We start from the raw sequence: 14,154 nt of genomic DNA on the forward strand, positions 1-14,154 counted from the left end.
CAAATTGGCCGCTATTTTTTTAATTAACACACTCTATTTATTAGCGAGCTTTTTAGCTAATACGTTATCAAGAGAAAAACTTCCCGCTCCTTGAATTGCTAAAACTACAGTTACTACAAGTAACGTTAATGCGTATTCATAGCCATTGTTTGCCATAAATAAGCCATTACTAATATGTACGCTAAAAATAGCAATCAGCATAGTAAAGCCGGCAACTACAGCAGCTGGGCGAGTTAACAAACCAATTGCTAATGCAATGCCACCAAAAAACTCAGCGCTACCTGCCATCATTGCTAACCAATAGCCAGGCTCTAAACCAATACTCGCCATCCATTGGCCTGTACCTTCAAGCCCGTAACCGCCAAACCAAGCAAATAGTTTTTGTGCACCATGCGCCGCTAAAATAAGGCCAACTGGTACTCGTAAAATTAATGCTGCTACGCCTGCTTTTGAGCTAAGTAATGTGTTTAGTAATTTCATGAGTTTTAGTCCTGTTTTAATTTATTTAATCGTTAGGTTTTTCCTAACCGTTGAACACAGTTTACTATCATCATTAAAAAACATTAATATGGGATTTATTGGTTAATTAGCAACGCAGTATTTATAATAACCCATAAAAAAACCGCCAACCCAAAGGTTGACGGTTTTTTATTAACGTATTACTTAGGGCGTGTTGATCTTTGTGGATTGAAATTTGTTCAATCCAAGGAAGATTAAATCGCGGCGCGAGGTTTGTAATCTAGTGGGCTAAGTAAAAACCGAGCAAAGCTTCCGCGTCCTGCTCACGCCCCTTACCTACATCCATGTAGGCAACAAAGAGTTAATCGTCCCTAGAAAGAACCCAAAGGGCAGCGCATGTTTGGTATTTATGCTGCGTTATCGCCTATTCATGGGGAATAACCACACTACATAGGCTCCGCCTTGCCTAAAAACCAAACATACTGCTGCAAATTCACCCACCAAAGATCAACACGCCCTAGTATATTTAAGTAAGCGCTTAGCTTTGAAAATTAAGCAACCGCTTGCTCTAAAATTTCGCGGCTTTCTTTTAGCGTAATAGCTTGGTTTTCGCCTAGAGCAACCATGCCGTGAGCTTCAAGTTTGCCAATAATATTGTCAATAGCAGCGGCTTTATCATCGCCATGTTCAGTAAGCTGGGTCGCTACGTCAAGGCTGTGGTAAAACGCTTCAATTGCTGCAATTGTTTTCTCTGCTAAGTCTTCAGATTGCTCAAGACCAAATACGTTTTTACCCATTTGCTCAAGCTTTGCTTTTTTAACTGCAAATTGGTTACGTAATAAAGAAGGCTGAACAATAGCAAGTGAACGTGCATGATCAACACCGTAAGCGGCTGTAAGCTCGTGGCCAATCATGTGTGTTGCCCAATCTTGCGATACACCAGAACCAATTAAACCATTAAGTGCTTGGTTAGCTGCCCACATAAGGTTTGCACGCCATGCGTCATCTTGGTTTTCAAAGTTATCGCCTAAAGTTTTAAGCGTTCTTAAAAGTGCTTCAGCGTAACCTTCTTGAACTAATGCTGTTTCAGGGAATGTTAGGTACTGCTCACAGGTGTGAACCCATGCATCTACTAAACCATTCACAAGTTGGCGCTGCGGTAATGTTTTCATTACATCAGGGTCCATAATCGCAAACTTAGGAAGTACTTCTGGTGATGCAAACGGAAGTTTTTGCTTCGTTGCTTCTTTGCTCACAACTGAGTTTTGGTTAGACTCTGAACCCGTTGCAGGCAATGTTAGTATTGCACCAATTGGTAATGCGCTAGTAATAGTGTGCTTACCAGTAGGAATATCCCAACCTTCGCCATCATAAACGGCTGATGCGGCAATGTATTTAACGCCGTCGATTACTGAACCGCCGCCTACGCCTAATACAAAGTCGATGTCTTGTTCTTTACAAATTTTTACTGCTTGGTCTAGCACTTCAATTGTTGGGTTAGCGCCAACGCCCGAAAACTCTACCCAGTCAAAGCCTTCAAGTGCTGCAGCAACTTGGTCGTACACGCCGTTCTTTTTAATTGAACCGCCGCCGTACACTACAAGTACTTTTTGATCTTTTGCGATCAAATCAGATAGTGCCGCAATTTGTTGCTGACCGAATTGGATAAGAGTTGGATTTACGTAGCTAAATTTCATTATTTTGCTCCTAGGTGACGGTTAAATACTAAATAGAATGCTTAGACACTAGCTAAGCCAAATTCCAATGAGTGCATATTAGTAGCAAAACAAACATAAAAAAAGCCCAATAACTCGCAAAAGCTTGCCTAAAACTACCAACATTGTTATTTTACGCAAAATACACTCAATTAAAGATGCCTTTTATGCCCACCATAGCCAATATGTTGCAACAATACGCCGAGCATAATCAATTACTCAGCTTTGAAGGCACCATGGAAACTATCATTCCAGGCGTGTATTTTCATCGAGCAACTAAAAGCTCGCCGCGCCAACCGCTTATATATAACTCAAGTATTATTATTGTTGGGCAAGGTCATAAAATAATTCACTTTCCTGAACATCAAATAAAATACGGCGCAGGCGACTACTTAGTCCTTGGCGTACCGGTGCCATTAGAGTGTGAAGCATTTACCGATAACGACTTACCCGTTATGGGCATTGCCATAGATATAAACCCTGCAATGCTACACAAACTCGTTAATCAAATAATGCAGCATAAGCCTCTTTCAGCATCATCGTCTTCTGTACAAGTTGGCGCAGTACAGTCGGCAACTCTAGATACAGCAATGGAGCTCGTTACTCATCGGTTATTAACTGTTTTAAATAACCCCATTGAGGCTGACATTTTTGGCGAAGATATAGTAAAAGAATTGGTATATCGCGTACTTTGTGGTCCACAAGGACATACTTTAATAGGGCTTGCTATGCATGATGGGCATTATGCACGTATCGCCCGCACGCTCTCAACTATGCACAGTAGTTATGCCAATCAAATTACGGTTGAAGGGTTAGCTGAAGATGTAAACATGAGCGTATCGTCGTTTCATCGTGCTTTTAGGCAAGTAACGTTTGAATCCCCTCTACAGTATTTAAAAAAAGTACGCTTAGCTAAGGCTAAAGAACTCATAACCACTAGTGGAAGTAAAGCCAACGAAGCTGCATTAAAGGTTGGCTATACCAGCCCATCGCAATTTAGCCGCGAATTTAAACGCCACTTTAATAAAACACCTAGCGAAGTATTAACTCAGTTACATAGCTAGCCCACAAAAAAGCCACTATAAAAGTGGCTTTAAATAGCACGAGTGAAAAACTATACTTTTTTAAACAAAACCTCTGGGTTTACCATGGTTTTCATTTCAAGCACATTGCCATTTGGATCTTCAATAAAAAACGTTTCTTGCTCAAACTCATCACCAATAAAACGGCGGTATGGTTTATCTAGGTATTCAATACCCGCATCTTCAATACGCTTTTTTAACCCGTTAAACTCATCTTCAGATAAGTGAATACCAAAGTGAGGTACTGCCACAGCTCCCATATCTACATCATGGCGAACTGTTGGTAGGCGCTCAACACTTTGGTGCAAGGTAAGTTCATTACCCCAAAAATCTATATCTACCCAGCGACCTTCTTCACTGTTACCCGTTTTACAGCCTAGTACGTCACAATAAAACGCTTTAGCCACTTTTAAATCGCCAGCCGGAATAGCCAGATGCAAACAGTTAGACATAAATAACCCTTGGTTAACACTTTAATACATTAAATTATCGCCATTATACATAGTTTGTGATTTATAGAACATTAACAGCAACGCTATTAAGCATATTTAATACCTAAAAGTCGTTTAAAAAACACGCTTTTTAAATGTGTAATTACTTATAACATTTATTTGTTAGAGAGTATTAGAAAGCGCAAAAGGATTAGTTTAAAATGCGCCGCTATGATTAAATTCTTACTTTTAAAATTCATTACTTTCTTTTTAGGCTTTGTAGCTTGCTTTGCTATGCACACTACTTTTGCACTGCCTTTAGTAATTTCTGCCGCGCTAACGGGGCTTATTGGCTCTTTTATCCCTTTTCCTGCGCGTTATAAAAACCATCCTTATGCTGCAATTTATGCTGGTAGTTTTGCCGGTATGTGTTCAACCCATTTAATTACCAGTTACTGGGAAATTGCTATTATTTCGCTTATTGGCTCAAGTTTGTATGTGCTTACTATGAATATGTTTACAGGCTTTGGTGGCAAACTTGGCAGTGTCGCTTTTGCAAGCGTGGCACTTTTTGTATTAGCTAAAGGAATAGTACTATGAGTATTGAATACCCATTACTTGTACTGCTTGGTGCTTTTTTAACGTTTTACTTAGCTAAACATAGTCGCTTTGATGGTATAAGAGCATCCTCTTCACTTTCTATTATTGCTTACTTAATTTTTAGCGCATTGAATTTAAACCCCGATTTATACGCGATTATATTTTTTGGCGGTACATTTATTGGCATGAGCGCCCCGCATCGTTTTGGTATTTATACGGTAGCAAGCTCATCTGTTTTGTTTTCAATATTATTTGAATTTCTTGTACCAAAACTTGACGGCTACGGTGGTGCACTAGGTATTAGTGCATTTTTATCTGTATGTATTTGCCATACCTGTATTTTGTTAGGTGCCCCAAGAAGTAAAAAGCCGCCACCAGTTCAATAAAAAATTATTGAACTGGTCTAGTTTCTCCCAGCATTCGCTTTAAAATAGTAGAAAAATTAGAGTGTAAAATATTCATGTTTTAAGCTGTTCTTTTTCTTTGCAAGTCTGTTAGAATCTTTCGCGAACTTTATTTACCCTAAATAAAGACAATCATATATGGATTTATGAAAATGAAAAAACTAATCGCAGTAGCTGCACTATCTTTACTACCTTTCTCAAATGCTATGGCTGACCAAGATATTGGTTGTGGTCTTGGTTCTATGTTATTTGCAGGTCAGCAAGGTAAAGGCGTTAAAATTTTAGGCGCTACAACAAACGGTACTTCTGGTAACCAAACTTTTGGTATCACTTTTGGTACTTTAGGTTGTGATGGTACTGGTACAGTAACGTCTTCAGAAAAAATTGCTTTATTCATCGACGGTAACATGGAGCAACTTGCTCGTGATATGTCAAAAGGTGAAGGCGAAACTTTAGCTACTCTAGCTGAAGCTTGGGGTGTTGCAGATCAAGATAAAGCAGCATTCAACGCGCTTGCTCAAGCACAGTTTTCTTCAGTATTTACTTCTGAAAACGTAACTTCGCAAACAGTTTTAGAAAACCTAAACACTGTTCTTGCAAGTAACGCACAACTTGCTTCTTATACTCTTTCTTAATCAGCTAAATTAGCCGGTTTTATACGTATAAATAAAGCCGCTGGAGTATTTCTCTAGCGGCTTTTATTGTTTAGTGATTATGAAAAAAATATTCTTTGTTTTATCAATTACGCTGTTTAGTACTTACGTAAACGCTCAAAGTTTTAAAAATGACACCTTAGCAACCGACCCTTACTGGCTCAAATTAGGTCATTACCGTGGGGCCACATTAGGTGGTTGGAAAAGTGAAGTAGATAGTGCTGAGTTTTTTTTATCTCCTATAGGTAAAACAAGTCCACTGGACGAACTTGAAGCCACTATAGCCGCATTTAGTGGTAAAAATACTGACCCAAAAACAACACAATCTCGCTGTCGGTTTCCAGCACGCTATAAATGGCTAAAAACAAAAGTTAAAAATAACTGGCCCGCGCTTAATTGCCCAGAGCTTCAGGCGTGGCAAAAAATAATAAACCCAAAAGGGGTTACGTTAGTTTTTCCTACTGCATTTATGAATAGCCCCTCATCAATGTTTGGTCACACCTTACTTCGTATTGATGCAAAAGATCAGACTCGCCATAAAGAGTTGCTCGCATTCGCAGTTAATTTTGCAGCAGAACCAGACGGCTCAGACAATGCAGCTATGTACGCACTAAAAGGCCTGATTGGCAGCTATCCTGGTAAATTTTCACTTATGCCGTACTATAAAAAAGTACGCGAATATAATGATTTAGAATCTCGTGATATTTGGGAATACAAACTTAATTTATCTGAGCCACAAGTAGAGCTTATTTTATTGCACTTATGGGAGCTACAATCAGCTACATTTGATTACTTTTTTATTGATGAAAACTGCTCTTACCAATTACTTGCATTATTACAACTTGCACAAGAGGATCTTGATTTAACATCGTCATTTAATATGCAAGCTATTCCATCTGATACCGTTGCAGTACTAAGAAATAACAACTTACTACAAACACCTAATTACCGCCCTGCTTTTGGCACTAAGCTTTACCATTACTCTACTCAAATGACTAACGAGCAACTTGATGATGCAAGAGAGTTAATGCAAGGTGGCTCCCTCAATATTCGTAATTACTCACAGTCGCAATTAGTCGCAATATTAGAAATGGCGTATGAATGGTTAAATTTTGAATTTTACGATAAAGCATTAAAGCGTGAAGAAATTGCACCACGACTAACTAAGTTACTACTAATGCGCAGCAAATATAAAGTAGCTTCGCCATTTACTAAGCCAAGTCGTCCTATTGCTTCTCCAGAGCAAGGTCATGGCTCTTCTAAAGTAACGCTTGGAAGAACTGAGTACGCCCATCAAAGTGACTTAACAAGCTTTGCGTATCGCCTTGCATACCATGATTTATTAGATAGCTCAGCTGGATTTATTCCTGGTGCTCAAATTAGCTTTTTTGATATTGAAGGTGCCATAAGCGACAAGGGTAACACGCGACTTGAGCATTTTTATTTATTAGATGCTATGTCACTTGCACCCGATAACCGCGTGTTTGATAGCTGGTCTTGGAACTTTAAAATGGGCTTTGATCGTCAGCCTAATAATAATATTCAACAAGGTCGTTGGTTTGCTAAAGGTGGATACGGAAAATCAATCGGTAACCCAAACACGTTACACGGCTATTTACTTGGCCAAGTTGAATTTAATAATGGTGACATAACAGACAAACTAACAACAGGCATTGTTAGTGAAGCTGGTGCAATATGGCAAATAAATAACAGTCATAAACTCGCTCTTACGGCAAACATAACATGGTTAATAGATGGCCAAGCAGATAAACACAGTGACTTTGCAATAAAGTGGAATTACTCCTTATCACGTAATTTATCTATACGTACTGAGCTTAAAAACCAACATTGGTATACAAGTAGTACATCGGCTAAATTTGCAATTCAATACTACTTTTAATCATTGCATATACCCACAAGGGCTTAATTATTTTTACAGCGCTTGTGGGTATATAAAACTTTACTCAATACTCGTTCAATTTTCACTTCTTTAACTATGCAATAGACTCTCTACATACCTATTCATTTACTTATTTTATACATTTGAGTATATATTTCAGACAAGACCCTTTAAAATCAAAGTATTGTAGTTAGAAAGATTCTCTTATGTATCTGCGTGTTGTAGTTTTCATTTTCGTTTTTATTTTTTGCAGTAATGTAAGGGCAGTAAGCTCTCTTACTTTTATTGCCGAAGATTTACACCCTTACCATTTTAAAAACAAAAGCGGTGAAGCTGACGGAGCTTCCGTTGATATTGCTAAGGCTGTTTTAAAAGAAGCAAAGCTACAAGCTAAATTTGAAATAATGCCAATGGCACGAGCCTTTCATCAGCTAGCAGCTAATCCAAACACAATTATGCTCTCTTTATTAAAAACTCCCGCTAGGCAAAGTCAGTTTAAATGGTTAGGAGCGGTATATTTTACTGATGCCTACCTAGTTAGTTTAAAAAGCCACAAAGACGAAGTAACTCATTTAAATCATGCAAAATTTTATAAAGTAGGCACTATTCGTGGATATTTGAGTGCCAAATATTTAATAAAAATGGGGTTTGAAGAAGATAAAAATTTAATACTAGCTAGTTATTATCAGCAGGCATGGCAAATGCTTTATAAGGGTAGAACTGACTTTGTCCTTATGAATACACTCACCTTAGATAATGAACTAAAAATGTCAGGGCTCGACCCAGACTTAATAACTAAACGACTTCATTTAGCTGATTTTCCTTCAATACTCTATTTTGCTGCTAATAATCAGCTTGACGATAAAACAGCAAACTTAATCTCGCAGGCATTAAAAACTATAAAAGTAAGTGGCGAATACCAAGCCATTTTAAAAAAGTGGCAACTCCCTCTTCCTCCTTCTATAAATTAAACCTATTTAAATAAGTATATTAGCAAACATCAAACGCTACCAAGTATGATGAAAAACACCTCTGTTTAACAATTTCAAATAACATAATAACGTTAACCAACCCTATTGGTTAACCAAAACACCATCATTGAAATAACAATTAATTATAAAAAACTACAAATTGGTAAGTTTTAATTTTTAAATTGGTATGTTAGATTGAGGTTAAGCGACGCCTGTACCGCGCAATTTTTACTTCATCACACAGAGACAATAATGATAAAAAATACATCCACATTTAAACTTACGGCTTTAGCCGTTATCACACCTCTACTTTTTACGGCTTGTTCAAGTACCCAAAGCACTAATCAGCAAAGCGATGCGCCGGTACCTGCAACAAAGTTTGATTTATCACACTGGAAAATAAATGTACCAGTGGATTTAAACAACGACGGTAAAATTGATGAAATAGATGTAGAAGAAATTCAGACTTACGCACACCCTGATTTTTTCTATCTTGATGATAAAGGCTATATGGTATTTACCTCGCCTAATAAAGCGCTTACAAGTGCTAACTCTACTAATACCCGTAGTGAACTTAGACAAATGATCCGTGGATCAAATACTAAAATTAAAACTAAACACTCTAAAAACAACTTTGCTTTAGCTGTTCACCCGCTATCTGACCGATTTGGTTCTGTTGGTGGAAAAATGGAAGCAACGTTAAAAGTAGATCACGTTGCGCTACGTGCGACTGATCCTGATAAAAAAGCGGCTTACTCTGTTGTTGTAGGACAAATTCACGCAGGTAAAGATCAAGCGCTTATTGATACAAAGCTTGGTTATGGCTGGGGCAATGAGCCACTTAAAATATATTACAAAAAATGGCCAGGGCATAAAACAGGCTCAGTTTTTTGGAACTACGAACGTAATTTAGCTAAAACGAATCCTGACCGTACAGACATTACTTACCCTGTTTGGGGTAATACATGGGAAAACCCTAACGAGCCTGGCAGTGCCGGTATTGCACTAGGTGAAGAATTTAGCTACACGGTCAATGTGTATAAAAATGTTATGCACCTTACATTTAGCGCACAAGGCAAAGAAGACGTTAACTACTCTATTAACTTAGGTAATAACGTAGATGCTTATGGCAAAGTGGACGAAAAAGACCATCCACATGGTTACGCTGCAGATTGGCATTACTTTAAAGCCGGCGCTTATAACCAATGTAGTACTAAAAGCGCGAAAGGTATTTGGTACCCAGGTTGTTTAGGTACTGGCGATTGGTCTACAGATAAACAAAATGGCGATTACGCTCAAGTAAGCTTTAGTAAACTAGAGTTAAGCCCAGCGACACCGCCAACAAAATAACTAGGCTAGTACAGCCTCAGATAAGTAATTTTTTAGTGATGCAAACAGTGGCGTTGGTAGATTATTAATATCGCACCAGCGCCACTTTAAACATTTATTAGGCTCTTTAAGCTCAGGCTCTCCGCCTTCAAAGTCAGCTTTTACATACAGCGTAATATAGTGCTTGTTCTCTGCTGTAAAAATATCATTGGTAAAATCAAGTTTAGTAATTTTACTTACCTTTAAACCTGTTTCTTCAAACACTTCTCGTATTGCACATTGCTCAACACTTTCACCAAACTCTAAATGTCCACCAGGTGTTGCCCATGTATTAGCACCATGCGCGCCAATGCGCTCACCTAGTAAAATTGTGTTTTGGTGCTTTATGATAACCGCCACACCAACTCTTACTACGTTACTCATATCGTATTTTCTCTTATTTTTACTGCCCGCCATGCTGAACCACACGCTTTGTGTTGTCAATTTTGTATTTTTAAAACCAGTGTGTTGATTAACTTTTAGCCGACCAAGGTCGAATAGCTTGCTTGCTAAAAAAAGCCTACATTTTGTAAGGTCTCTCACACACAAATTTAGCTTTAGGAGCCTTACATGTCAGGCGAATATAAACAGCAATATAATGGCTTTAAACAAAACCCAGCCCAATTTTGGCTCGAACAAAGTAAAAATATTCCATGGTATAAAACCCCCACAAAAGCATACACACAAGACGACGACGGGCTTTATCATTGGTTTAGCGACGGGCAATTAAACACCAGTTTTTTAGCACTAGACCAACACGTTATTGCCGGATTTGGCGAGCAAACTGCACTGATTTACGACTCTCCAGTCACTAATACAAAGCAAACTTATAGCTACTCACAACTACAACAAGAAGTTGCTAAATTTGCAGGCGTAATACAATCGTTAGGTGTTATAAAAGGCGACCGCGTTGTTATTTATATGCCAATGATCCCACAAGCTGTTATTGGTATGTTGGCGTGCGCTCGCCTTGGTGCTATTCATTCGGTGGTATTTGGTGGGTTTGCTGCACACGAATTAGCTGTACGCATTGATGATGCCAAGCCCAAACTTATACTTAGCGCCTCATGCGGTGTTGAAGTAAACAGCGTTATTGAATACAAACCACTCATTGATAACGCAATAGACTTAGCTACGCACAAAGTAGAACACTGCGTTATTTACCAGCGCCCACAAGTTACCGCCACTCTTAAGCCTAAACGAGACATAGATTGGACTCAGGCAATGCAAACGGCTGCAAGCGCAGATCCGGTGCCTGTAAATGGAGATGATCCGCTTTATATTTTATATACCTCAGGCACGACAGGCACACCCAAAGGCGTAGTACGCGAAAATGGCGGTCACGCAGTGGCAATGCAATACAGCATGGCAACCGTTTATGGTATGAAGCCCGGCGACGTATTTTGGGCAGCGTCTGACATTGGCTGGGTGGTTGGGCACTCTTATATAGTTTACGCACCGCTAATGTATCGCTGCGCGACCGTATTATATGAAGGTAAACCCGTTAAAACGCCCGATGCTAGTGCATTTTGGCGCGTGGTTGAAGAATATAAAGTAAATGCATTATTTAGTGCCCCCACCGCCTTTAGAGCAATCAAAAAAGAAGACCCCAATGCCGATGGTTTTAATCAATACGATACCTCAAGCTTAAAACGTTTATTTTTAGCTGGCGAGCGGTTAGATCCTCCCACTTACGAGTGGCTTAAAGAAAAAACCAAACTGCCAGTGCTCGATCATTGGTGGCAAACAGAAACCGGCTGGGCTATTGCTTGTAACCCTGTAGGGCTTGAGTACTTAGCAACAAAACCTGGCAGCTCTACCGTGCCTACTCCAGGTTTTGACGTGCGAATATTAGATATGGATGGCAATGAATGCGCAGCTAACGAGCAAGGCGCCGTGGTAATTAAACTGCCACTTCCACCAGGTTGCCTACCAACTATTTGGCAGGATACCACGCGCTTTAAAGCAAGCTACCTAAATGAATACGAAGGTTATTATTTATCTGGCGATGGTGGTTATATTGATGAAGACGGCTACCTATTTATTATGGGCAGAACCGACGACGTTATAAATGTAGCAGGACATAGGCTTTCTACCGGCGAAATGGAAGAGATAGTAGCCGCGCACCCTGCTGTTGCTGAATGCGCTGTTTTTGGTGTGAACGATCCTCTAAAAGGACAACTCCCTATGGGAATGATCGTGCTTAAAAATGATTTTATGGGCTCAAGTACCGACGTAGAACAAGCGCTTGTTTTAAGTGTTCGTAATCAGATTGGCGCTATTGCGTGCCTTAAAAATATAGTTAGCGTAGATAGGTTGCCCAAAACACGCTCGGGTAAAATACTGCGTAAAAATTTGCGCCAACTGGTTGATGGCGAAGAGCTACAAATACCTTCAACCATAGATGATGCCAGTATCTTTGAAGAAATAAACCAACAACTAACACAAAGATAAACCCAACCAACCTATCTAAAGCCATTTTTATAATGGCTTTTTATTTCATCCTTATATTTGATCCTTTTACTTAAGCTTTGGTTAGAGTTTAAGCTTTAATTTAACCAACAGCTGAAATTTTTTACGGCTTAATGCTTTCTTCTTTTAATAGCGTTATTAATTTAATCAATTTAAAAAGGAATGCTGTATGCCCCGCTTGCTACAAAAACTATTAACCACAGCCCTATTGTTTATAGGTTTTTCCACACAAGCCTATGAAATAGAAGACTTAGGAGATGGCTTACACCGCTTTATAGACGACAGACACCGCTCAGTATTTTTAATCACTTCTGAGGGCGCAATTGTTACCGACCCGCTTAATAAAAAAGCCGCCACCTGGTTAAACGAGCAAATTAAAACCCGCTATAACGTACCGGTAAAGTATGTAATTTATAGCCATAATCACAGCGATCATATTTACGGCGCCGAGGTATTTAAAAGCCCGCACACCACGTTTGTAGCGCATAAACTCGCTGCGCAAGATATTAAAAACACACAAATGAAAACGGTAATGCCCAGCCTTACTTTTGATGACGAGCTACTGCTTACCCTTGGTGATTCTACAGTAAAGCTTAACTACCATGGTCCAAACGATGGTCGTGGTTCGGTTAGTATATTATTCGAAAAGCAAAAAACGTTATTTGTAGTTGATTGGATTGTTATTGGCAGAATGCCGTGGCAAAAGCTGTGGAGTTACGATATTCAAGGCATGATTAACTCAACCCAAGCGGTACTCAAATATGACTTTAACACTTTTGTAGGCGGACATGCCGATATTGGCAGTAAAGCTGATGTAGCGCGTTACTTAAGTTATTTAGAGCAGCTTTACAGCCAAGTAACCAAGGCTGCGCTTGCAGGGCAAAGCCTAGAGCAAATAAAACAAAACGTTAAGCTCGATGAATTTTCAGATTTAAAGCAATACCAAGCCTGGCTGCCACTTAATATTGAAGGGGTATACGAGCGCCTCATGGAAGAATCCGGCATGGGCTGGCGCAGCGATTTATAAATTGTATGCGTATGCATTTGTTGCTTGAATACAAATGCATACGTATTCACATTGAATTAACAATGTAAGCTTGTGATAGTGCACTTTTTGTATGCTAAGGCGCCACCATGAAATTAGTTGCTTTACTGTTTAGCTTATCAATATTTGTAATGCATACCAGCTATGCAAACACGGCCACCGTGCAAGTAAGTAAAGGCCAAATTGAGGTAATCGATAATATAGAATCACAGTTTGTAAAAAACCGCTTTTTAAATGTTTGGCTACCGCCAGATTACAACAAAAACACCACCTACGACGTGCTCTACATGCAAGATGGCCGCATGTTGTTTGATGCAAATAGCACATGGAACAAGCAAGAATGGCGCGTAGATGAAGTAGCCGGCACATTAATAGAGCAAGGCAAAGTACGCCCATTTATTGTGGTAGGCATTCCAAACGCCGTAGAAAACCGCCACAGCGAATACTACCCACAACAACCGTTTGAGGCCTTAAGCAAGCAAAAGCAAAACGCCCTTTACCAGTTAGAAAAATACCCAGGCCATAAATTATTTGCCTCTAAGGTTTACTCAGATAACTACTCACGCTTTTTAGTCAAAGAAGTTATTCCTTATATTGAGTCTAACTACAACGTAAACAAAGGCGCGCAACACCGCTATATTGGTGGCTCTAGCATGGGTGGGCTAATATCGTGGTACACACTACTTAATTACCCTAACGAATTTGCCGGCGCTATTTGTATGTCGACCCACTGGCCAGGTATTTTTAGCCACGATGACGAAGTATTTGCCCAGTTTAAAAACTACATTGCCAACAACATCACAAAGCTAAGTAACCAAAAAGTGTATTTTGATTATGGCGATAGCACCTTAGATGCCATGTACCCTAAGTTACAAGCGCAAATTGATGATTTATTTATGGCGCAAAAATACCCAGCAAAACTTTGGCAAAGTCAGTACTTCCCTGGGGAAGATCACACCGAAAACGCATGGGCCAAACGCTTACATATTCCCCTTGAGTTTATGTTTAGAAAAACCAAGCAAGCTGCCCCCGAGTAATCATTTATACCAATCGG

The 14,154-nt window shown here is 39.4% G+C and carries 14 protein-coding genes; 10 read left to right on the top strand and 4 right to left on the bottom strand.

What is annotated here, in order from left to right; genetic code table 11:
* Positions 1-33: 33 nt before the first annotated feature.
* Together JG479_RS13075 and JG479_RS13080 are read right to left on the bottom strand one after the other, a co-directional pair.
* Positions 34-480 (bottom strand): DoxX family protein, encoded by a 447-nt coding sequence (locus JG479_RS13075; RefSeq protein WP_039490309.1) that lies wholly within the window; start codon positions 478-480, stop codon positions 34-36.
* A 530-nt stretch (positions 481-1,010) separates the two neighbouring features.
* Entirely contained in the window at positions 1,011-2,156 is a 1,146-nt protein-coding gene (locus JG479_RS13080) for an iron-containing alcohol dehydrogenase (protein WP_002962851.1), read from the bottom strand.
* A 185-nt stretch (positions 2,157-2,341) separates the two neighbouring features.
* Here JG479_RS13080 and JG479_RS13085 point away from each other — a divergent pair, with 185 nt between their 5' ends.
* Entirely contained in the window at positions 2,342-3,238 is an 897-nt protein-coding gene (locus JG479_RS13085; RefSeq protein WP_200219464.1) for an AraC family transcriptional regulator, read from the top strand.
* Positions 3,239-3,288: 50 nt separating this feature from the next.
* Here the strand turns inward: JG479_RS13085 and JG479_RS13090 are convergent, their stop codons facing one another.
* Positions 3,289-3,708 (bottom strand): VOC family protein, encoded by a 420-nt coding sequence (locus JG479_RS13090; protein WP_002962853.1) that lies wholly within the window; start codon positions 3,706-3,708, stop codon positions 3,289-3,291.
* Between the two features lie 273 nt (positions 3,709-3,981).
* On the opposite strand from JG479_RS13090, the gene JG479_RS13095 reads away from it, so the two are divergent.
* The 6 genes from JG479_RS13095 (at position 3,982) to JG479_RS13120 (ending at position 9,565) form a co-directional block, all read left to right on the top strand.
* The gene (locus JG479_RS13095) at positions 3,982-4,287 is read left to right on the top strand and encodes a hypothetical protein (RefSeq protein ID WP_002962854.1); all 306 of its coding nucleotides are present in this window, start codon (positions 3,982-3,984) and stop codon (positions 4,285-4,287) included.
* On the top strand, positions 4,284-4,673 hold the full coding sequence (locus JG479_RS13100) for a hypothetical protein (RefSeq protein ID WP_002962855.1): 390 nt from the start codon (positions 4,284-4,286) through the stop codon (positions 4,671-4,673). Before JG479_RS13095 ends, JG479_RS13100 begins: the two co-directional genes overlap by 4 nt.
* A gap of 170 nt (positions 4,674-4,843) precedes the next feature.
* Positions 4,844-5,326, top strand: a complete 483-nt coding sequence (locus JG479_RS13105; protein WP_002962856.1) for a DUF3015 domain-containing protein — start codon at positions 4,844-4,846, stop codon at positions 5,324-5,326.
* A 79-nt stretch (positions 5,327-5,405) separates the two neighbouring features.
* On the top strand, positions 5,406-7,244 hold the full coding sequence (locus JG479_RS13110; protein ID WP_200219465.1) for an Lnb N-terminal periplasmic domain-containing protein: 1,839 nt from the start codon (positions 5,406-5,408) through the stop codon (positions 7,242-7,244).
* Positions 7,245-7,450: 206 nt separating this feature from the next.
* Complete coding sequence (locus JG479_RS13115) at positions 7,451-8,215, top strand: substrate-binding periplasmic protein (protein ID WP_200219466.1); 765 nt, start codon at positions 7,451-7,453, stop codon at positions 8,213-8,215.
* A gap of 252 nt (positions 8,216-8,467) precedes the next feature.
* Positions 8,468-9,565, top strand: a complete 1,098-nt coding sequence (locus tag JG479_RS13120) for a polysaccharide lyase family 7 protein (RefSeq protein WP_200219467.1) — start codon at positions 8,468-8,470, stop codon at positions 9,563-9,565.
* Here JG479_RS13120 and JG479_RS13125 read toward each other — a convergent pair whose 3' ends face one another.
* Positions 9,566-9,967, bottom strand: coding sequence for a nucleotide triphosphate diphosphatase NUDT15 (locus JG479_RS13125; protein WP_200219468.1), 402 nt, complete (start codon positions 9,965-9,967; stop codon positions 9,566-9,568).
* 186 nt (positions 9,968-10,153) lie between these two features.
* Here JG479_RS13125 and JG479_RS13130 point away from each other — a divergent pair, with 186 nt between their 5' ends.
* From JG479_RS13130 to JG479_RS13140, 3 genes are all read left to right on the top strand, one after another.
* Positions 10,154-12,037: a propionyl-CoA synthetase gene (locus tag JG479_RS13130; protein ID WP_200219469.1), complete on the top strand. Its 1,884-nt coding sequence runs from the start codon at positions 10,154-10,156 to the stop codon at positions 12,035-12,037.
* Positions 12,038-12,224: 187 nt separating this feature from the next.
* Positions 12,225-13,082: an MBL fold metallo-hydrolase gene (locus JG479_RS13135; RefSeq protein WP_200219470.1), complete on the top strand. Its 858-nt coding sequence runs from the start codon at positions 12,225-12,227 to the stop codon at positions 13,080-13,082.
* A 107-nt stretch (positions 13,083-13,189) separates the two neighbouring features.
* The gene (locus JG479_RS13140; protein WP_200219471.1) at positions 13,190-14,137 is read left to right on the top strand and encodes an alpha/beta hydrolase; all 948 of its coding nucleotides are present in this window, start codon (positions 13,190-13,192) and stop codon (positions 14,135-14,137) included.
* The last annotated feature ends 17 nt before the right edge of the window (positions 14,138-14,154 follow it).

Source organism: Pseudoalteromonas sp. LC2018020214 (assembly GCF_016598755.1).
GTDB classification, from domain to species: domain Bacteria; phylum Pseudomonadota; class Gammaproteobacteria; order Enterobacterales; family Alteromonadaceae; genus Pseudoalteromonas; species Pseudoalteromonas distincta.